We start from the raw sequence: 18654 nt of genomic DNA on the forward strand, positions 1-18654 counted from the left end.
CTTGAATGGCGGCAGTATGAATGGTTTGGTCATGAAGAGTACGGTGCCAATTACTCTCACGTTTTTATTCGGCTTTTTTTTGCTGTTCGTCAACGTGTCTGAGTTATCGGCGCAGCAGCCAGCAGCAAATCAATCAGCAAAGCCGGGTGTGGACGCGCGCATTGGCTATCTTCGCGCCTACGAACCGCAATTGGCCCTCTCGGTTCTGGATATACCGCCGCGCGACGAAGGTGTTGCCGGTGCGAATGTCGCGATTAGCGACAACAACACGACAGGCAAATTTCTCGGCCAGCAATTCACGCTCGATGTCACGGAAACAAAATTCAACGCCGATGTGGTTCCGGCTTTCAAGGAGATGGTTGCGCGCGGCGATCGCTTCATCCTTGCGGATGTTTCCGCCAAGCAATTGTTGTCCATAGCGGATATCGCAAAGGACGCCGGCGTGCTGCTTTTCAACATTGGCGCGACCGATGACATTTTACGCGAGGAGGAGTGCCGCCCAAATGTCTTCCACACTGCACCGACACGCAGCATGCTTGCAGACGGGCTGGCGCAATATCTTGTCTGGAAGCAATGGCGCAAATGGGTGCTGCTTTATGGCTCGCACGAGAATGACAAGCTCTATGCTGACGCCGTCCGGCGTGCCGCGAGCCGCTTCGGTGCAACAATCGTTGAGGAACGCCTGTACGAAGACCGGGGTACGGCACGAAGAACCGACAGTGGCGTCGTCCTTGTCCAGCAACAGATGCCGGTTTTCACACAAAACCTGCCCGAGCATGACGTCGTCATTGTTGCCGATGAAAGCGAAGTCTTCGGCAGCTATGTTCCTTACAGGACATGGACGCCGCGGCCGGTGGCGGGAACCGCAGGTCTCGTGGCCTCGAGCTGGCATCCGGCCAGCGAACAATGGGGCGGCGTTCAGATCCAGAGCCGTTTCGCCAAGATGACCGGACGGCGCATGTTGTCGAAAGACATGCAGGCATGGACGGCTGCGCGCATTCTGGGGGAAGCGATAACACGGACGAAAAGCGCCGAGACCAAACAGGTCGAGGATTACATCAAATCCGATGAATTCTCCATTGCGGCTTTCAAAGGCCAGAAGCTCACATTCCGCAATTGGAACTGGCAATTGCGGCAGCCGATCCTGATCGGTGACGGACACGGCGTCGTTTCGACGTCACCGCAAGCAGGCTTCCTGCACCAGTTCTCGGAGCTGGATACGCTGGGTGTCGACAGGCCGGAAACCAAGTGCAGGCTCAAATAAACGATAAACCTATGGGAGGACTGGATGCGACATCACATGTGCCTACTTGCTGCGGCCGCAGCGCTGCCGTTTCTTGCGCAACCTGGCTGGGCGAATATGGTTTATGTTTCCAACGAGAAGGGCAATTCGATTACCGTCGTCGATTCCACATCAATGGAAGTGGTGAAGACCATCGACGTCGGGCAGCGCCCGCGCGGCATCACGATCTCGCCGGACGGGAAAATAGTCTATGTCTGTGCCAGTGACGACGACACCGTGCAAATGATTGATACGAGCACAGGCAAGATTGTAGGCACTTTGCCTTCCGGTCCGGATCCCGAACTCTTCATCCTGTCCCCCGATGGCAAGACGCTTTATGTGGCCAATGAGAACGATAATCTCGTCACGGTCATCAATGTAGAAACACGGGCGGTTGTTGCGGAAATTCCCGTTGGCGTGGAACCGGAAGGCATGGGTGTGAGCCCCGACGGCAAGACCATCGTCAATACGTCGGAAACAACCAACATGGCGCATTTCATCGATACTTCCACGCACCAGATCACCGATAACGTGCTTGTCGATTCACGCCCGCGTTACGCGCAATTCAAGCCAGACGGTTCGGAAGTGTGGGTATCGGCAGAGATTGGCGGCACGGTCTCTGTCATTGATAACAAGACACGTGCGGTAAAGCACAAGATTACCTTCGACATTCAAGGATTGCGCTCAGAACAAATCCAGCCGGTCGGTATACGTATCAGCGCAGACGGCAAGAAAGCCTACGTGGCGCTTGGCCCCGCCAACCGGGTTGCCGTTATCAATGCCGAGACTTACGAGGTGGAAAAATATGTCCTGGTGGGTCAGCGGGTCTGGCAGCTTGCTTTCATGCCGGACGGCAAAACCATCATCAGCACCAACGGCCTGTCCAACGATATCACATTCATCGACACCGCAACGGATGAGCCGATCAAATCGGTCACCGTAGGCCAATTGCCGTGGGGTGTTGCGGTTGCGCCGAACTAGACAAAATCATCGACCAAAGGGAGGAACCATATGTCGACTTTCAGAAGATTTGCACTGGCCGGATTTCTTGGGATAGCGCTTGCCCCGTCCTTTGCCTTGGCTCAGGCAGATGACGACGACGACAAAGCAGCACCCGAACCAAAGGCTGCAACCGAAGCCAAGACACCTGCGGTCACCCGCTCCAGCAAGAACCTGCCGGAACTCATCCTTGGCTCCAAAGACAGCGAGTTCACGGTGAACCAAAAGGATTTTGAGCTGGTTGCCGGACAGGGCTATCGCTGGAAGATTACGTCGGCCGCAGGCCTCGAGTATAAATTCGTCACCGACCTCTTCCGCAATGTCTGGATGAATCAAATCGTCATCAATAACCTCGAAGTGCATATGAACGGCGCTCCCGCCTGGCTTGAATTCGACTCCCCGGGTACAATGAGTGTTCAATTCACGACAGTGCGTCCAGGCAAATACACCTGGTCGGTGCCTGATCTTGCTGACAAAGGAATGAAGGGGACAATTACCATCAAATAAGCGCTAACATCGGCAAGCGCGGCAACTGCAGTGGGTAACCAAGGGGTGGAGCTTGATGGGTCCGGACGTTGAGTTGAAGACTATTCATGACAAGCCGGCTACGGATGCGAGCGTACCGGCGCTGGAACTTGCCTCGGTAAGTTATTCCTATGGCAGGCGACAGGCGCTGGACAATATCTCATTCTCAATTGCGCCCGGTCGTTTTGCCGTGCTCCTCGGTTTGAACGGCGCGGGCAAGACAACGTTGTTTTCCCTGATCAGCCATCTGTTTGCCACCCGCAATGGCCGCATCCACGTCTTCGGCAACGACATCGATCGCAGATCCGGCGAAGCGTTGCGGCGTCTTGGAATCGTCTTTCAGGCCCGCACACTCGATCTCGACCTGACGATCCACCAGAATCTGGCCTATCACGCTTCTCTGCACGGGATCGGGTCACGCGAAACCGATCGGCGCATTCATGAGCTGATGCAGTCGATCGACATGAGCGACCGGTTGCATGAAAAAGCCCGCAATCTTTCCGGCGGCCAGATCAGACGAGTCGAAATCATTCGCGCCTTGTTGCATCAGCCGTCCCTGTTGCTGCTCGATGAGGCAACCGTCGGACTTGATATCAAATCGCGGGCGACGATCCTTGCCGATATTCGCAGGCTGGTAGCGGAAAAGGGTATCAGCGTTTTGTGGGCAACCCATCTGATCGATGAGGTCAGCCACGCCGATCAGATCATTGTTCTCAATCAGGGTAAGCTGGTCGCCAATGGCACAATGCACGATGTCATCAAGGATACTGGCGCGGACACCATGAACGAGGCGTTCTCACGCCTCACCGGTATCATCTCTTTGAACGCCGGAGGTCGTCTATGACCGATATCCCCGGCAACCTTTCCATCAGGAGCATTGGACACAACCGCTTTGGCCCCATGCAATATCTGGTGTGCCTCAAAGGTATTCTCGTGCGGGAAGGACTTCGCTATCTGCATCAGCGCGAGCGCTTCATTTCATCACTTGTCCGGCCCCTGCTCTGGCTGTTCATTTTTGCAGCAGGCTTCCGTCAGGTTCTCGGCGTCTCAATCATCCCGCCTTATCAAACCTACGTACTTTATGAGGTCTATATCACGCCAGGCCTATGCGGGATGATCCTGCTGTTCAGCGGGATGCAGTCCTCGCTGTCCATGGTCTACGACAGGGAGATGGGCAATATGCGCACCCTGCTGGTCAGCCCGTTTCCCCGCTGGTTTCTGCTTATGTCCAAGCTGCTCGCCGGTGTCGCCGTCTCGATTGTGCAAGTCTATGCGTTCCTGTTCATTGCCTGGTTCTGGGGCGTCAAGGCGCCGGCGTCCGGCTACATCTTGACGCTGCCGGCACTCTTCATCGCAGGTATGATGCTGGGTGCGCTCGGCATGCTGCTCTCATCCATGATCAAACAGTTGGAAAACTTTGCGGGGATCATGAACTTCGTGATCTTTCCAATGTATTTCGCCTCCTCCGCACTTTATCCACTCTGGCGCGTGCAGGAGGCCAGTCCACTGCTTTACAAGATATGCCTGCTCAATCCCTTTACCTATGCCGTCGAGCTGGTGCGGTTCGCCTTCTATGGGAAGATCGAATGGATATCTCTTGCCGTCGTCTGCGGATTCACTCTCGTGTTCATTGCCGGCGCCATCATCGCCTATGATCCCTCGAGGGGCCTCGTCATCAAGAAACAAGAGGGAGGAAACAATTGAGACAGTGTCGCATTATCGCAACCAGTCTTCTCATCTGCACCGCTTCGGCCGGAGGGTCTTTTGGCGCGGCGCAGAATGATCCGACCTGGCCCTGCGTGCAGCGCAAGGTGCCCGAATTGTCTGTTGGTCAGGTTTGGAATGGTCCGGATATTCCCGACTCCGCAAAGGGCTGGGACAACGATGCTGCAATCCATGCTCTGGTCGATGATTTGGCGGCGCGCCGCAATCCGCTCGATACAGCCCGGACCAGAATCGTCGAATTTGCCAACGGCCTGCCGAGGGACCAGGTGAATGACAAGATGTTGCTACTGTTCCAGGGTCTGTTCGACACACTGAACCGCGAGCGAATACAGGTCATCTCCGGCATTTCACGCTATGCCGGCAAACAGCGCGAAATAGCGGATGATCTGCGCAAGGAAGCGGCCAGGGTCGATGCCATGCGCGGCAAACCTGATACAGACCCGGATGATCTGGACCGGGCCAATGAGCGATTGACCTGGGAAACACGGATATTCCAAGAACGCGTGCAGTCCTTAACCTATGTTTGTGAGGTGCCGACAATCATCGAACAGAGGCTTTACAGCCTGTCCAAGACCATCGGCCAATCCATGCTCAAGCAATAGCCTTCAGGCAATGGGCCCAGCCGTCTTGCCAATACGGCGATAGATGAAGCCATCCGGTGTCACGTCCGGGGATTTTGCTGTCACAGCTTCATCGATCAGCGCGGCCATCCGCGCGTGCAACGGTGATTTGATGCAGGCCGGGTCAGTCGCGGCGGCATCCCCCGCGATCGCCATGGCCTGACAGCGGCAGCCGCCCCAATCTATTTCCTGCCGTTCGCAGCTGCGGCACGGCTCCTGCATCCAGTCTGTCCCGCGAAACGCATTGAACGCCGGGGATTCATGCCAGATGCGACTGAGGCTCCACGCGCCGAAGCGTTCGAAATGCAGTGATTTGATCGATGCGGCCGCGTGGCACGGCAATACGGTTCCATCCGGTGCAACCATGAAGGCATCCCGCGCCCATCCCCCCATGCATGGCTTGGGATACACGGCGAAATAATCGGGTGTGACGAAGTCAATCGTCATGATACCGCGAAGCCGTTCCTGTGCTTCCTCGACGATCTGCACCTGCCGCTCGACAGCTTCCCGCTCGGGCATCAGTACCTTACGATTGACGAGTGCCCAGCCCGCATATTGCACATTGGCAATCTCCAGACGTTCCGCGCCAAGCTCAAGCGCCAGATCAATGAAATCCGGCACCTCTTCCATATTATGGCGGTGTATTGGGGCATTGATGGTCAGTGGAAGACCGGCCGCACGAACGCGACGGGCCGTTTCGAGCTTCTTTTCGTGCGCGCCGCGAGCGTTGCCTATCTTCTCGGTCGTTGCAGCAAAGGCGCCTTGAAAACTCAGCTGGATATGATCGAGCCCGGCATCAGCGAGGGCTTCGATACGCCCCTCGGCAATCCCGACCCCGGCCGTGATCAGATTGGTGTAAACACCGCGTTTGGCCAGACCGGCGACGAGTTCGGCAAGATCAGTGCGCAGTGTCGGTTCGCCGCCGGATAGATGCACCTGGAGAACCCCGAGATCCGCTGCCTGTTCGAACAGGGCAAGCCAGCCGGCCGTATCCATCTCGCGGTTTGCTTTGAGCAATTCAACCGGGTTGGAGCAGTAGGCACACTGCAAGGGACAGCGGTGGGTCAGCTCCGCCAGCATGCCAATCGGCGGCAGCACAGGGCCCATCATAACGACACCAGGAACTTGTCGGACCATTCCTGCAGGAAGGCGCTGATATCAGGCGCGATTTCTTCCTGCTCCGCGGTGTACTGATCGGCAAGAAGCGCAATCATCTGTGCCACATTATGGCGGCCATCGCACAGCTGCAAAATGTCGAGGCTGACTTCATTCGGCCAAAATATTTTCTCCGGCGACAACAGCGCCCAAGCTTCGCGCACACCATCATATTGCAGCCGCACATGACGCCTCAAAGCAGGCCGTGACTGCATCGACACGATAACTCGGGAGCGGACTGCTGCAGTCATGCTGCCTCCGGAACAAAGGCACCGGGCGGTATATTGCCCTTCTCGCCATAAGCATGCGCCAACGCGTCCAGCATCGCCCAGAGGACATCACATTTGAAGACAAGCGCATTGATCACCGACTGCTGCTTCTCGGCATTGTCGGCATGTTTCATTACATAGGCGAGTGCAAAATCGGAATCGCGCGAGGCAAGCGCCGGACGCTTGTCGAAATAGGCGAGAATGTCCGCGGTGATATAGTCATATTTCGCCAGCATCGCCGGAACGCGCTCGCCGATGATGATGGGCGAGAACAGTTCCGTCAGCGACGACGCGACGGATTCGAGCATTGTCCGGTTCGTGCAGTAGGACAGATAGGCACCGACGGCAAAGCGTGTGCCCGGCAACACGAATTTCTCGCTTTTGACCATATCGGCATCAAGTCCGAGACCCGTTGCGAGCTTCAACCAGCGGGCAATACCGCCGCTCCAGCCGTCACCGCCATCATGGTCTTCAATCCGTTTGCGCCATTCGGCACGGAACGCGGGATCGTCCGACCGCATGATGATGGCGGCATCCTTGCGCGGAATGACCGATTGGTAGGAATAACGGTTGAGAGCCCAGGCCTGCATCTGACCCTTGCTCAGAGCGCCGCTGGTCATTTGGTGATGGAACGGATGCCGGTTGTGATAGCGCGCTGCACCCACGTCACGCAGAACGTTTTCAAGCTGGGCCGGAGATAGTCCACCACGTGCCGCATCGCCAAATTCGCTCAAAGTCTGACCTCCATGCCATCGAATGCTATTTTCCAGCCTGCATCGACGGTGGCGGCGTGCGCGGCCGATGCGGTGTCAAGGACGGGATTGGTGTTGTTGATGTGAACGAAAATGCGGTTGCTGATGCCAAGTTCTGCCAGCGCAGCCAATGACCCGTTTTCACCTGAAATGGAAACATGCCCCATCCGTGCGCCGGTCTTTGAACCGACGCCCGCCGCAACCATTTCGTCGTCGGTGTACAGAGTGCCATCAAAGAGCAGGCAATCGGCCCGGTGCAGTCTCGACTTGAGTGCCGCATCGATGCGCGCACAACCCGGGACATAGAATGCTGCCTGTTCGCCATCGCTCGAGGAAATGTGAAGGCCGATTGTATCGCCCTCCTGCGTACCGAAACCTTCACCTGCCTTGCTGTTATCCTCAAGAAACAGCGCCACCTTGCCGGGGACGGGAAAAGCTTCAACGGTAATTCCCGTCGGAGTTTTCGCGACATCAAGAATATCGGTTTTTCCGCCGATCTTCAGCTCACGCCGGTCAACAAGCGCTCGATCAAGCACGTTGAAGATGGAATTGGCCTCAAGCACATCGAGCACACGGCGCGTCGCATAAATCACGAACGGCTCGCGCTCACGCAAGCTGAGCAGTCCGGCAATGTGATCGACATCGGCATTGGTCAGGACCACCGCGCGTATCGGCGTCGAACGCAAGCGTCCGTTCTCCTGTGGCTGAAGTTCCGGTGTTGCCGCGATCTGCTGGCGAATATCAGGCGACGCATTGAAGAGAACCCAGTCCGTTCCATTCGAGCTGACGGCAAGACTGGATTGCGTGCGGGAAAGCACGCTTTCATCGCCGTTCCATGCGCGGCGGCTCAATTGATAATTGCAATTCCATTGGGGAAACCCGCCGCCAGCCGCCGAGCCGATTATTTTCAATCGCATTGCGCGCAATACCCCAACAGGCCGGAATCCGCCCCGCGTGATTGGCTCACGCAGGGCGAAGACTGGAGATTACTTCTTCGTCTTCAGTTCAGCAGGCATGTAACGCGTCAGTTCCATACCAGCAGCAACCTGACACATGGTCGGCTTTGTCCAAATTTTCTTCATGCTAGCCTCCTTCTATCCAAAGATCACCGCAGTGATCTTTCTCCGCCACCATACGCCATCATGGCGCAGGATCTAAATTAATAGGGTTCATTTTTTTGTGTGGCTTGCCCCGCCGCGATCCAACCATCCGTGCCGAGCGGATACCAGAAGACCGAACGATATCCCCATTCGACTGCTCTTTTGGCGGCGTTCCACGACATCCAGCAATTCTCCATACAATAGAACAATACCCTTCGATTCTTCTCATGCCCGAGCCGCGTTTCCAGTCCCTTGCGGAAATAGGCTTCCGTCTCCTTGTTCAAAATTCCGTACCCTGTGTTTGCGAGCCAGACGCTCCCGGGGATGTCCTCCCGCACCTTGTCTCGCCATATGGTTCCGGCCGGAAGATTTGCCGGTTTAGGATCATGCGGGAGCACGTCAATAAAAACGGTTTCCTTGTCTTTCCACAGAGCGATGGCCTCATCCGTCGTTACCACTTTCGCTCCCTTCAGCGTCGTAGGAACGGGAGCCCGGTACATCTCTGTCCGGTATCCCTCCGGTTCAGGCGCATTTCCTTCCGCACCAGCCTGATTGACACCCGTGTTCATCAAAAGGACTGCAACGACAAAGCAGATCGGCGGCGCGTCGCCCAACGGGCTATTGCGTGATCGGCTTGTCATTTTCGTCTATCAGCGGCACATGGTATTCGCCCAGAATCCGATTGATCTCAGGCTGGTTCTCCTTGATGACCTTGTTCAATGTCCGCTTCCATTCCTGATCGGACGGACGCACACCCATGGTGATCCGGTAAGCCATATGTCCGGACTTTTCCTTTGCCAGCGAGACAACCGCCAGATCCGGATTGATCTCATGCGCATAATAGCCCGCCATTGGACCCCAAAGGACTGCCACATCTATGGTGCCCTTCATTAGGTCCTTGATCATCACGTCAGCCATGGACGGTGCGAGGCGTGTGTCCACCATCAAGGGATAGGGAACAACGCTGCGCATGTAACCGGCCTTGGCAAGATTGGCAGCCGGCGGCGTTCCCGCAACAACACCGATCTTCTTGCCTTCCAACGTCTTGTCCTCGATCGACACCACATCGTCGAGCCCGGCTCCCTTCCTGTAGACCATGACATAGGTAGAGCGATAATAGGCGTTGGTGTTCTGCACGAGATCATCGCCTTGGGCATATCCCATGATGATATCGCAATGGTTGGACCGCAGTGTATTGCGAACGAATCCGGTCGCCATAGGATACCAGGTGTAGGCCACCGATTTCCGTCCGGTTTTGGCCGCGACCAGTTCCGCCAGCTTGTTTTCAAACCCTTTGCCGCTTTGATCGGAAAACGGCATATTCGACGGGTCTGCGCACACACGCAGTATATCCGGATCGACAAGCTCACCGGCAGCTCCCAGGCCGGCGCTCTGCGCCAAGGCAGCCGACGGCACAGCGAGCATCGCTGCAATCAAGGCTGCGATCCGGTATTGGCGGGATTTCGCGCGTTGTATCATCTCATCCACCCATGCATGAATCTTCCGCCTGTTTGGCGGTCGCTGACTTGTCTTCATGCTTTGCAGGACGCCCTCGCGGAAGGTCCCCGACTGCACGGGCGCGCAGATAGACGTAGAGATCGTCCATGTAGCAATAAACGTTCTTGTTGTCGCCGAAGGCCGGCATCACCTTGTCGTTGCCATTCGACAGATTCTTACGGCCTCCCGCCACCGTCGACAGGAAATCGGCGTAGGACATTGTCTTGAGCGAATCGGCGAGAACCGGCGCAAAGGACGACCCCGCACCGTCTGCTCCATGACAGACATTGCATTCCGAATTGAACCGCCGGTAACCACTGTATGTATGCCAATCAACAGTTCCATCCGGTTGTATCTTGAATGTCGGATTTCCGTCCTTGTCGGCGTATTTGCCATTGTCGTCGGAAACAACCGCAGCTGCGGCCTTGTCATCGGCACGGCTGCTGCCTTGCCCTATCAGGAGAGCAAGAGTGGCAGTGACGGCCAGAAGGATTGTTCGAATCGGCATTCGGTAACCTCGCATTCGCGCGTCGGGCAACACCTGTTGGCGCCAGCTCAACGGTTATGATTGATCATCAGGTATCGGTCAGGTGACACGAGGGGCCCGGCCTGATTGAAACCGGGCGCCCTGTTCAAGTGTCTGCTCGCCCCGGTTTATTCGGGGACGGCGAAAACGGTCAGCTGACCGCCCAAAGCCGTATAGTCGGAGAGACCGGCATAACCGCCGACTGCGCCCAGACCATCCGTACCTTTTGTCAGACCGGCAGCAAGACCAATGCCTGCCCAGCCACCAACACCGGACAGAACGGCAACATATTGTTTGCCCTTGTGTTCGTAGGTGGTGACGTTGCCGATAATGCCGGAAGGAGTCTTGAACTTGTACAGTTCCTTGCCGTTCTTATCGACTGCCTTCAGATAACCTTCAAGCGTACCGTAGAACACCACATCGCCATCGGTTGCCAGCGCACCGGACCAGACCGAGAACTGCTCGGGTTTGGACCAGACGATTTCACCCTTTGCCGCATCCCAGGCAATGAAGTTGCCCATGCCGCCATGGCTGTTCGGAGCGGGATACATGGAAAGCGTTGCGCCGATGTAAGGTTGACCGGCGGTATAGCTGACCTTGTAGGGCTCGTAATCCATGCAGACATGGTTTGTCGGGACATAGAAGAGTTTCGTCTTTGGTGAATAGCTGGCAGGCTGCTGATCCTTGGTACCAAGTGCAGCAGGGCAAATACCCGTCGTGTTGACGTCTTCACCCTGTTTTGCCGTCGAATATTTGTCGACGACGACAGGACGTCCATAGTCCTTGCTGTTCTTGTCCATCACGACTTCTGTTGCCCAGTTCACAGCCGGATCGTATTTCTTGGCTACCAGAAGTTCGCCGGTTGCACGGTCCAGAGTGTAGGCAAAGCCGTTGCGATCAAAATGCACCAGCACATTGCGATCCTTGCCGTCTATTTTGATATCATCTGCAAGGATCATCTCATTGACGCCGTCATAATCCCACTCGTCATGCGGGGTCATCTGGTACAGCCATTTCGCCATACCGGTGTCGGCATCACGGGCCATGATTGTCATGGACCACTTGTTGTCGCCGGGACGCTGGCTGGGATTCCATGTGGATGGGTTACCCGTGCCATAATAGATGAGGTTCAATTTGGGATCATAAGAATACCAACCCCACGTTGTTCCACCACCGATCTTCCACTGATCGCCTTCCCACGTCTTGGTGCTGGAATCTGCGCCAACCGGCTTACCGAGTTGGGTCGTCTTTTCCGGATCGATCAATGTGTCCTTGTCCGGACCAATTGACCACGCCCGCCAAGCCTGCTTGCCATCTTTGATATTATAGGCAGTCAAAGCACCGCGAACGCCGAACTCACCACCGGAAATACCGACGATGACTTTGTCCTTGACGACCATCGGAGCAGATGTACCGGATTCGCCTTTACTGCCATCGGCAGCTTCACCATTCTTCACAGACCATTCGGGCTTGCCGGTTTTTGCATCGAGAGCCACGAGGGTTGTATCGGCCTGGTACAGGAAAATCTTGCCATCGCCATAAGCTACGCCGCGATTAACGGTATCGCAGCACATGATTGGAATAACATTGGGGTCCTGTTTGGGTTCATATTTCCACAGGATCTTGCCGTCATTGTTCAGGTCAAGCGCATAGACTGTATTCGGATAGGGCGCATGGACATACATGACATCCCCTATGATGAGCGGGCCACCTTCGTGACCACGCAGCACGCCTGTCGAAAACGTCCAGGCGACCTGAAGGTTCTTGACGTTGTCCTTGTTGATCTTATTGAGTTTTGAATATCGGGTGTTGGCATAATCGCCGGTCTGGATCGCCCAGTCCTTCGAATTGGAAATCAGGGCCTGCAGATCGTCATTGGCTAAAGCTCCTCCCGCCAATGAAAACGACAGAGTAAAGGTGGCCAACGCTCGCATTAAATTCTTGTGTACACGCATTATGAGTCCTCCCTAAGTTCACATTTATGAACCATCGGGCGGAGCCGTTTATCACAGCGGTCCGCTCCATTAGCTCACGCAAATGGGGAAGTATTTCCGGCAGCGTGTCACGACCTAAGCCAGGCGCGCAGAGGGCACCGTTACTGCCCACCCCGCTTGGCCTACGAAGACTGTCACCACTCCCTTGACGGTAACGTCCTTGAAGCCGGAAACAAGGTGACGATAGGAGAAAGATTTGCATTAGGCAAGCATGTTTATCAATTTATATTTTCTGCGCTGCAATATATATATCTTGCACCGCAACATATATCGCATTTTCCTATTTTATTCTACAATCTATATGATCATCATGATTTGATACTTTAATACTGGACAATTCTTGCCAATCAATATTATTATTTTCTATCCATTTGAAAAATGCAGCACCTCACCAGCGCGAAGGCAACGGCCCGATGTCAGTATCAAAAGCCCTGCAATTATGCCTGTTAGCAACCGCAGCAATTGCATATGCTTCGCCGGCAAAATCAGCCGCGGATTATCCCACGCCAGCCCTCGCCGAGTACGTTTACGGCTGCATGAAGGCTAACGGAGAGAACCGGGATTCGCTGCAACGCTGTTCCTGTTCGATCGATGTCATTGCCTCTGTCATCTCCTACGATCACTATGTTGCCGCTGAAACATACAAATCAATGGGAATGGTTCCCGGCGAAAACGGCGCACTCTTTCGCGAAAGCGCTCCGGCGAAAGCTTCCATCACTGAACTGAAACGCGCGCAGGCCGAAGCGGACATACGCTGCTTCTGAATCCTCAGTTCACTTCATCACAAACTTGATGATTCAAGCGGCCATTCATCCTTGAATTGCTTGCCTTCGGTGTCGGCCGCTTCAACCTTGATGTCCTCTCCCGGCTTTGCATCAAATTCGAAGCGGAAGTTCGGATCTTCCGAAATCGAAATTCCGCCTTCCATCGACATGATCAGCCGATTACCCTGTGACACCGTCAATCCCTGAATGAAGTGCGCGGGGATGTAGTACCGGGTTACCTGGTCCATCTGCAGCCCGGAATTGTTGGGATGGCGGATCATGAGCTGCATTTCCGTCGCACGGGTCATTGGCTCCATACCGGATGCTTTCGACGAAAACACGCGCAGTTTCATTTTGCCCAGATTGGCGAGAGCTTCGTCGGTGTTCTTCATGGCCGGCGCCGAGCACCCTCCCGATGCCTTGACGAAGGTCTCCATCATATGAAGTTTGCCGTCCTCGGTTTCCGCGATGGCTCTCACATAGGAATAGGCATTCACACGCAATCGCGTTGCCAGATGGGTCACTCCGGCGTCGGGACCGAACTTGAACACAGCAGCAACCGGCGATGGATTTTCATCCACGATCAAGGTCACAGTCTTGATGCGGCCAGTCCCGGCATCGGTTTTGAAATGCAGGTCAACCGGCACAATCGCAGCATCTTCGGCGCGCTTCGGCGCATCGATGCTCACAATGCCGTTTGCCGGTTCGATGGGCTTCTGTCCAAAGACATCGCCCTTCATACCGTTCCAGGTCGTGCTTTCGGGAGGCGCCGCATTTTGAGCCCATACGGGAAATGAAATAACCGCACAAACCAACACAAAAAGCGCAGTGGCAACCATCCGGTTACGCGGCTGTACTATTGTAAACATCGTGTTCTGCCTCCACCAAGGATAATTTGGCGGTGCCCGGCTGTTACTACCTATACCACCCATCCGAGCGGTCTGGCAAATGCCAACACCGCCCAATCATTCCCACTCGAGTTCAGCGAAAGCCGCGGTGGCATTGCGCTGATTGTATTCGTCAAAGAGCTTCCAGTTTGCACGTTCGCGTTGCGCCGCTGACTTGACGGCATCCGACATCGGCACGCCATCGGCAATGGCTTTGCGCATATCGCTCGCAAGCACATCGAAGTAACGGCGCTCCGCTTCCAGTGCCTGCGGCCATGGTGATGGTATGGGTCCATGCCCGGGGACAGCAGATTTCGCCTTGATCCCGTTCAGGATGTCCAGTTGCGCGATCCATCCAAGCAGCGATCCATCCATCGTTGGCAGATGGCCGATAAAGCAGAGATCGCCGGTAAAAAAAGTATCGGTTTTGTGGTCAAAAACGGAAAGATCATTGTCGGTATGCGCTGGTTTCCATGCCTTCAAGGTGAGTTTGCGATTGCCAAGATCGAGCTCGTCCTCATCGGTTATGAGCTTGGTTGGCGGAACGATCCTGATGTCCGCCATCAGATCATCGCCCATCGCGTCCCTGTAACTCTGCAGATAATAAGCCCCGCGGCTTTCCAAAGCGCGCGGCAAATTGCGGTGACCGACGATGATTGCGCTGGTAGACTCGAACGCTGCGTTGCCGAAGAGGTGATCCGGATGCATATGGGTGTTGATCAGATAGCGGATCGGCCTGTCGGTTCTGACGCGTATGGCCCCGATCAAAGCCTTGCCTTCAACCACGCTGCCGCCACTGTCGATAACAGCGACCGCCTCGTCACCGATGATGAAACCGACATTGCAGATCTCGCCATCATTCTGATTGTTCATCATTGCAGGGATGCCGGCAAAGGCAAACACCCCGTCGGCAACCTGTTTCACCGGCAATGGATCACCTGGCCGTGATTTCGCCAGCGCCAGACGCACATGCGACATGCCGCAACAGGCAAAGACCAGGCCCGTCTTGAGGACACCGCGCCGGGTCGTGCCGCTCATGGACCGACACCTCTATCCGAAAATTTTGCGTGGAACGAACGCAAGAGATCCGCCCTGACCTGTGCATTGCGGCTGTGTCGCGGCACCCTGATGTCGAAGGTTCCGACGACATGGGCAGGACGATCCGAGAAAACGATGATCCGGTCCGATAGCATGATTGCCTCCTGCACATTGTGGGTCACCATGAGCGCCGTCGTCGGACGTTCGGACCAGACCGACAGAAGCAGGTGACGCAGCTGATCTGCCGTTGCTTCATCCAGTGAAACAAAGGGTTCATCCAGCAGCAGAATGTCTGGTTCGATTGCCAATGCCCGCGCGATTGCCACGCGCCGCGCAAGGCCGAGAGACAACTCACCGGGATAGAACGTCCGCATTGCGGCCAGACCCAAGATACGGAACAGCGCATCGAGATTCGCGCCCCTTGCCCGTTTCGGCAATGCAAGGCGCACGTTTTGCTCCACTGAACACCACGGCAACAATATCGGTTCTTGAAACACTGCCCCGACGCGTGGTTCGGCCAGCCCCGGCAACTGAACGGAGCCGCCATAGCTCCCTTCGAGCCCGAGCAATATGCGCAGTGTTGTCGTCTTGCCGCATCCGGAAGGACCAAGGATGCAGGCAAATTCGTTCTGCTCGACTTCGAAGTGCAGATCGCGCAGGACATCGATCACTTCGCCATTGGATGAACGAAACGATTTTTCCTGGATATCGACCTTAAGCCGGGCGGCGACGCCAACGCGTTGATGTGTGTTCAAGGGGCTGTACCAATACAAGTTCGATGAAAAGCATCACGGCAACGAACGCCAGAGTGTAGGCGAGAATTGCAGCAACATCGAAGAGTTGAAAAAACAGGTTGATCTGGAAGCCGATACCGTTCGACCGGCCCATGAGTTCGACAACAAGCACAATCTTCCAGATCAGCGAAACGCCGGAACGCGACGTTGCAGCGATGTAGGGTTGCAGCTGCGGTAACAGGATATGTCGCAAACGGTCGAGTGCGCCGAACTGGTACACCCGCGCCATCTCCGCATAACGCCCATCGAGCGCCCGGGTCCCTTCGCGCATTGTCACGACCACATTGGGGATTTTGTTCAGGGCAACCGCACCAATCGCTGCGGCCTCGTTCAGGCCAAACCAGATATAAGCCAGGACGATGATGACGAGCGCCGGGATGTTCAGGAAGAGAATGAGCCAGGGATTGAAGAACTGGTCGGCTCGCCGATGGGTGCCCAAGAAAACGCCGATCACGGATCCGATGATCATGGCAAGGAGGAACGAGGCCGCCACGCGCCATAGCGTGATTGCCAAATGATAGGGTAAATCGCCGCTCGCGGTCTCGCTTGTGAACTTTTGCAGGACGAGCAGCGGTGCCGGAAACGATCGGCTTGGCCAAAATGTGGCCCCGATATGCCAGAGGATCAAGAGTGCCGCAAAGGACAGCAAAACCATGACGGATGAGGTCCAGCGCCGTGACCGCGGCAACGGCGCTACCTCACGTGCTCCTCGCCGTTCGGTGGAGACCACAGGCATCTATTGGGCCCTCCAGAACGTGCCGGGAGCCAGCGTGACCGCCGGACCGACCAGCCGCGAGCCACCGAGTTCCGCGAGAAGCGCATAGAGCTTTTCTGCGTCGGCCTGTTCGGCGTCGACGGATCGGGAAGGAATGCCTTCGCGATAACGATCCCGCAAGACATCGAGTTCGCGCCCTTCTGCCTTCACCACCGGCGCGAGTCGCTGCCACTCCGCATCGGAGCTGCCAAGAAGCGCCTTGGCGTCTCGGCTGGCCTTGATGAATCCCGCAATGGCCGCGGGATGGGCGTTTGCCCATTTGTCGTGGAATATATAGCCAAGAGCCGATGCGGTGCCGGTGGCGCCGAGCGCCTTGGCGGCTTCGCTCGTACTGATCACCCTGCGAAAGCCGTTCGCCTCCAGCCGCGCACATAAATTCCAGAAGTTCAGAACGGCATCGAGCTCATTCTGTTCCGCTTTCTCAGCGAGCAACGGCGGTGCGCCAAAGACAATGTCGTTTTGCGCCGCCAGATCGAGCGACTGGCGTTTGGCAAGCCCCTGAATGAGCAGCCAGCTCTTGTCGAGAGGCCCGCCGGCAATGCCGATTTTCTTGCCTTTGAGATCCGTGAGACTTTTGATCGGCGAGCCATCGCGCACCATGAGTGCGCCGACAGAACTGGAATAGGGCACGAAAGCCAGGTCTTCGCCCGAGGCGCGTTGACGCGATACCCAAAGCCAATCGCTGACGATTATATCAACATCCCCGGCCAACATCGCCACATTGGTCGCCTCCTCACCGGCGAAGAACCGGACATCGACATGCACACCATATTTCTCATCAAGCTTGTTGTGCTTGATCGTGTCGAGTTCCCAATTCACCGTGCCGAATTTGAGAACACCGACGCGAATCGTTTCCGATGCCAGACCACTCGCCGTGCCGCTGCACACAATCGACAATGTGAAAAGCAACGCCATGAAAAATCGATATTGATATTTGCCAGTCACAACACCTCCCAGACAGATCGCTGCCGGATTATCCGGTCATAAAGTCAACTCGTTGGTTGGATAGGCGCACTTCCAGCGCGCAACACGCAGTTTCGGATGTTCTCCAGCCCACTTTGCAATTTCGGCCGGAGCAAGGAACATGCAATTGAGGAGGTTACCCTTGTTCTCAAAATGCAGACGTTCCTCCCGGCAACTTGACGGGTTGGATATGAGACAGACTGTCAGGATAAGATCGATAACGTCCATTCAGCACCTTCAATCCGCTACCCCTTCCCCCCAATACCTCGAATACACAAGGTGGATTGACTGGATCAGAAGCCATTCGACGGATTTCTCAAGGTGCCCGATGAGAAATATCGTTGCATCCAAATTACGGTTCCCGCCCGCTGCCGTCAATCATGCGTTCAGCGGAAAACGCAATCGTGATGCTGCGGCGTTATTTCCGCAGCCCGGCGATTGACTTATGCAATGTCGCGGGTAACGTTTTGGAACGCTATGATCAGTCGTTCTTCAACAAAAGATCAGGCTAAAATGGTGGTGCCAATGCATGGAAATTGGTGCCAGTCTTCGTCTAGGGCACCCTTGGCGAAAATGAGGAAATGCCATGCGATACCCTGTACTACTGATTGGTATGTCAGTTGTCGTTCTGTCAGTTGCCGGTGCCCGCGCTCAAGATGCGGGTGATGCAACAGCAGGCGCAACGGTTTTCAAGAAATGTATGGCCTGCCACGTGGCAGACACCGACAAGAACAAGGTCGGGCCGTCTCTGTTCGGACTGTTTGGGAGAACAGCCGGTACACATCCGGGATTCGGCTATTCTCCTGCGATGAAGGCAGCCGGTGCGGGCGGTCTTGTGTGGGACATTGCCAGCTTGCGCGACTATTTGCATGATCCAAAGGCCAAGGTTCCAGGCACCAAGATGGCCTTTCCCGGCCTGAAGGATGAGACGGAAATTACCAACCTCGAGGCCTATCTCAAACAATACTCGAAGTAACAGATTGCCGCCG

The 18654-nt window shown here is 55.6% G+C and carries 22 protein-coding genes; 8 read left to right on the forward strand and 14 right to left on the reverse strand.

Annotated features, from left to right (window positions below; all coding sequences use genetic code 11):
- The first annotated feature begins 31 nt into the window (after window positions 1-31).
- The 6 genes from RDL77_RS00945 to RDL77_RS00970 all read left to right on the forward strand — a co-directional run bounded on the left by RDL77_RS00945 (window position 32) and on the right by RDL77_RS00970 (window position 5133).
- Entirely contained in the window at window positions 32-1264 is a 1233-nt protein-coding gene (locus RDL77_RS00945; protein WP_374042634.1) for an ABC transporter substrate-binding protein, read from the forward strand.
- 36 nt (window positions 1265-1300) lie between these two features.
- Window positions 1301-2263 carry a YVTN family beta-propeller repeat protein gene (locus RDL77_RS00950; RefSeq protein ID WP_223614350.1) on the forward strand — a complete coding sequence of 321 codons (963 nt, stop codon included), beginning with the start codon at window positions 1301-1303 and terminating at the stop codon, window positions 2261-2263.
- 30 nt (window positions 2264-2293) lie between these two features.
- Window positions 2294-2788 carry a hypothetical protein gene (locus tag RDL77_RS00955; RefSeq protein ID WP_223614352.1) on the forward strand — a complete coding sequence of 165 codons (495 nt, stop codon included), beginning with the start codon at window positions 2294-2296 and terminating at the stop codon, window positions 2786-2788.
- Window positions 2789-2843: 55 nt separating this feature from the next.
- Window positions 2844-3650: an ATP-binding cassette domain-containing protein gene (locus tag RDL77_RS00960; RefSeq protein ID WP_223614353.1), complete on the forward strand. Its 807-nt coding sequence runs from the start codon at window positions 2844-2846 to the stop codon at window positions 3648-3650.
- Between the two features lie 56 nt (window positions 3651-3706).
- Window positions 3707-4510, forward strand: a complete 804-nt coding sequence (locus tag RDL77_RS00965) for an ABC transporter permease (RefSeq protein WP_223614585.1) — start codon at window positions 3707-3709, stop codon at window positions 4508-4510.
- A gap of 95 nt (window positions 4511-4605) precedes the next feature.
- Entirely contained in the window at window positions 4606-5133 is a 528-nt protein-coding gene (locus tag RDL77_RS00970; protein WP_288191478.1) for a hypothetical protein, read from the forward strand.
- Window positions 5134-5136: 3 nt separating this feature from the next.
- On the opposite strand, the gene pqqE is transcribed toward RDL77_RS00970, so the two are convergent.
- The 9 genes from pqqE to xoxF5 all read right to left on the reverse strand — a co-directional run bounded on the left by pqqE (window position 5137) and on the right by xoxF5 (window position 12384).
- Entirely contained in the window at window positions 5137-6261 is a 1125-nt protein-coding gene (pqqE, locus tag RDL77_RS00975) for a pyrroloquinoline quinone biosynthesis protein PqqE (protein ID WP_288191479.1), read from the reverse strand.
- Entirely contained in the window at window positions 6258-6557 is a 300-nt protein-coding gene (pqqD, locus tag RDL77_RS00980; protein ID WP_288191480.1) for a pyrroloquinoline quinone biosynthesis peptide chaperone PqqD, read from the reverse strand. Before pqqD ends, pqqE begins: the two co-directional genes overlap by 4 nt.
- Window positions 6554-7309 (reverse strand): pyrroloquinoline-quinone synthase PqqC, encoded by a 756-nt coding sequence (gene pqqC / locus RDL77_RS00985; protein WP_288191481.1) that lies wholly within the window; start codon window positions 7307-7309, stop codon window positions 6554-6556. Before pqqC ends, pqqD begins: the two co-directional genes overlap by 4 nt.
- Window positions 7306-8244, reverse strand: a complete 939-nt coding sequence (gene pqqB / locus RDL77_RS00990) for a pyrroloquinoline quinone biosynthesis protein PqqB (protein ID WP_288191482.1) — start codon at window positions 8242-8244, stop codon at window positions 7306-7308. Before pqqB ends, pqqC begins: the two co-directional genes overlap by 4 nt.
- 69 nt (window positions 8245-8313) lie before the next feature.
- Window positions 8314-8409, reverse strand: a complete 96-nt coding sequence (locus tag RDL77_RS00995; protein ID WP_223614361.1) for a pyrroloquinoline quinone precursor peptide PqqA — start codon at window positions 8407-8409, stop codon at window positions 8314-8316.
- 77 nt (window positions 8410-8486) lie between these two features.
- Window positions 8487-8996 carry a PQQ-dependent catabolism-associated CXXCW motif protein gene (locus RDL77_RS01000; RefSeq protein WP_288191483.1) on the reverse strand — a complete coding sequence of 170 codons (510 nt, stop codon included), beginning with the start codon at window positions 8994-8996 and terminating at the stop codon, window positions 8487-8489.
- Between the two features lie 49 nt (window positions 8997-9045).
- Complete coding sequence (locus tag RDL77_RS01005) at window positions 9046-9906, reverse strand: substrate-binding domain-containing protein (protein WP_288191484.1); 861 nt, start codon at window positions 9904-9906, stop codon at window positions 9046-9048.
- Between the two features lies 1 nt (window position 9907).
- A complete protein-coding gene (locus RDL77_RS01010; RefSeq protein WP_288191485.1) occupies window positions 9908-10432 on the reverse strand; it encodes a c-type cytochrome, methanol metabolism-related in 525 nt (174 codons plus the stop codon).
- Window positions 10433-10578: 146 nt separating this feature from the next.
- Window positions 10579-12384, reverse strand: coding sequence for a lanthanide-dependent methanol dehydrogenase XoxF5 (gene xoxF5, locus RDL77_RS01015; protein ID WP_223614586.1), 1806 nt, complete (start codon window positions 12382-12384; stop codon window positions 10579-10581).
- A 473-nt stretch (window positions 12385-12857) separates the two neighbouring features.
- Here xoxF5 and RDL77_RS01020 point away from each other — a divergent pair, with 473 nt between their 5' ends.
- Complete coding sequence (locus RDL77_RS01020; protein ID WP_288191486.1) at window positions 12858-13208, forward strand: hypothetical protein; 351 nt, start codon at window positions 12858-12860, stop codon at window positions 13206-13208.
- 17 nt (window positions 13209-13225) lie between these two features.
- On the opposite strand, the gene RDL77_RS01025 is transcribed toward RDL77_RS01020, so the two are convergent.
- From RDL77_RS01025 to RDL77_RS01045, 5 genes are all read right to left on the reverse strand, one after another.
- Window positions 13226-14173 (reverse strand): quinoprotein dehydrogenase-associated SoxYZ-like carrier, encoded by a 948-nt coding sequence (locus RDL77_RS01025; RefSeq protein ID WP_288191487.1) that lies wholly within the window; start codon window positions 14171-14173, stop codon window positions 13226-13228.
- Window positions 14174-15133 (reverse strand): quinoprotein relay system zinc metallohydrolase 2, encoded by a 960-nt coding sequence (locus tag RDL77_RS01030; protein WP_288191488.1) that lies wholly within the window; start codon window positions 15131-15133, stop codon window positions 14174-14176.
- Window positions 15130-15888, reverse strand: coding sequence for an ABC transporter ATP-binding protein (locus RDL77_RS01035; protein WP_223614368.1), 759 nt, complete (start codon window positions 15886-15888; stop codon window positions 15130-15132). Before RDL77_RS01035 ends, RDL77_RS01030 begins: the two co-directional genes overlap by 4 nt.
- A complete protein-coding gene (locus RDL77_RS01040) occupies window positions 15848-16582 on the reverse strand; it encodes an ABC transporter permease (RefSeq protein ID WP_223614369.1) in 735 nt (244 codons plus the stop codon). Before RDL77_RS01040 ends, RDL77_RS01035 begins: the two co-directional genes overlap by 41 nt.
- Window positions 16583-16663: 81 nt before the next feature.
- Window positions 16664-17617, reverse strand: a complete 954-nt coding sequence (locus tag RDL77_RS01045) for an ABC transporter substrate-binding protein (protein WP_288191489.1) — start codon at window positions 17615-17617, stop codon at window positions 16664-16666.
- Between the two features lie 634 nt (window positions 17618-18251).
- On the opposite strand from RDL77_RS01045, the gene RDL77_RS01050 reads away from it, so the two are divergent.
- Complete coding sequence (locus RDL77_RS01050; RefSeq protein ID WP_105734829.1) at window positions 18252-18641, forward strand: cytochrome c family protein; 390 nt, start codon at window positions 18252-18254, stop codon at window positions 18639-18641.
- Window positions 18642-18654 lie beyond the last annotated feature (13 nt).

This window comes from uncultured Phyllobacterium sp. (genome assembly GCF_902479695.1).
GTDB classification, from domain to species: domain Bacteria; phylum Pseudomonadota; class Alphaproteobacteria; order Rhizobiales; family Rhizobiaceae; genus Phyllobacterium; species Phyllobacterium calauticae.

Excerpts from the sequence above, each read along its gene's own strand:
- RDL77_RS00945 (WP_374042634.1), top strand. The coding sequence starts at position 32 with ATGAAGAGTACGGTGCCAATTACTCTCACGTTTTTATTCGGCTTTTTT.
- RDL77_RS00950 (WP_223614350.1), top strand. The coding sequence starts at position 1,301 with ATGTGCCTACTTGCTGCGGCCGCAGCGCTGCCGTTTCTTGCGCAACCT.
- RDL77_RS00955 (WP_223614352.1), top strand. The coding sequence starts at position 2,294 with ATGTCGACTTTCAGAAGATTTGCACTGGCCGGATTTCTTGGGATAGCG.
- RDL77_RS00960 (WP_223614353.1), top strand. The coding sequence starts at position 2,844 with ATGGGTCCGGACGTTGAGTTGAAGACTATTCATGACAAGCCGGCTACG.
- RDL77_RS00965 (WP_223614585.1), top strand. The coding sequence starts at position 3,707 with ATGCAATATCTGGTGTGCCTCAAAGGTATTCTCGTGCGGGAAGGACTT.
- pqqE (WP_288191479.1), bottom strand. The coding sequence starts at position 6,261 with ATGATGGGCCCTGTGCTGCCGCCGATTGGCATGCTGGCGGAGCTGACC.
- pqqD (WP_288191480.1), bottom strand. The coding sequence starts at position 6,557 with ATGACTGCAGCAGTCCGCTCCCGAGTTATCGTGTCGATGCAGTCACGG.
- pqqB (WP_288191482.1), bottom strand. The coding sequence starts at position 8,244 with ATGCGATTGAAAATAATCGGCTCGGCGGCTGGCGGCGGGTTTCCCCAA.
- RDL77_RS00995 (WP_223614361.1), bottom strand. The coding sequence starts at position 8,409 with ATGAAGAAAATTTGGACAAAGCCGACCATGTGTCAGGTTGCTGCTGGT.
- RDL77_RS01000 (WP_288191483.1), bottom strand. The coding sequence starts at position 8,996 with ATGAACACGGGTGTCAATCAGGCTGGTGCGGAAGGAAATGCGCCTGAA.
- RDL77_RS01005 (WP_288191484.1), bottom strand. The coding sequence starts at position 9,906 with ATGATACAACGCGCGAAATCCCGCCAATACCGGATCGCAGCCTTGATT.
- RDL77_RS01010 (WP_288191485.1), bottom strand. The coding sequence starts at position 10,432 with ATGCCGATTCGAACAATCCTTCTGGCCGTCACTGCCACTCTTGCTCTC.
- xoxF5 (WP_223614586.1), bottom strand. The coding sequence starts at position 12,384 with ATGCGAGCGTTGGCCACCTTTACTCTGTCGTTTTCATTGGCGGGAGGA.
- RDL77_RS01020 (WP_288191486.1), top strand. The coding sequence starts at position 12,858 with ATGTCAGTATCAAAAGCCCTGCAATTATGCCTGTTAGCAACCGCAGCA.
- RDL77_RS01030 (WP_288191488.1), bottom strand. The coding sequence starts at position 15,133 with ATGAGCGGCACGACCCGGCGCGGTGTCCTCAAGACGGGCCTGGTCTTT.
- RDL77_RS01040 (WP_223614369.1), bottom strand. The coding sequence starts at position 16,582 with ATGGTTTTGCTGTCCTTTGCGGCACTCTTGATCCTCTGGCATATCGGG.
- RDL77_RS01045 (WP_288191489.1), bottom strand. The coding sequence starts at position 17,617 with ATGGCGTTGCTTTTCACATTGTCGATTGTGTGCAGCGGCACGGCGAGT.
- RDL77_RS01050 (WP_105734829.1), top strand. The coding sequence starts at position 18,252 with ATGCGATACCCTGTACTACTGATTGGTATGTCAGTTGTCGTTCTGTCA.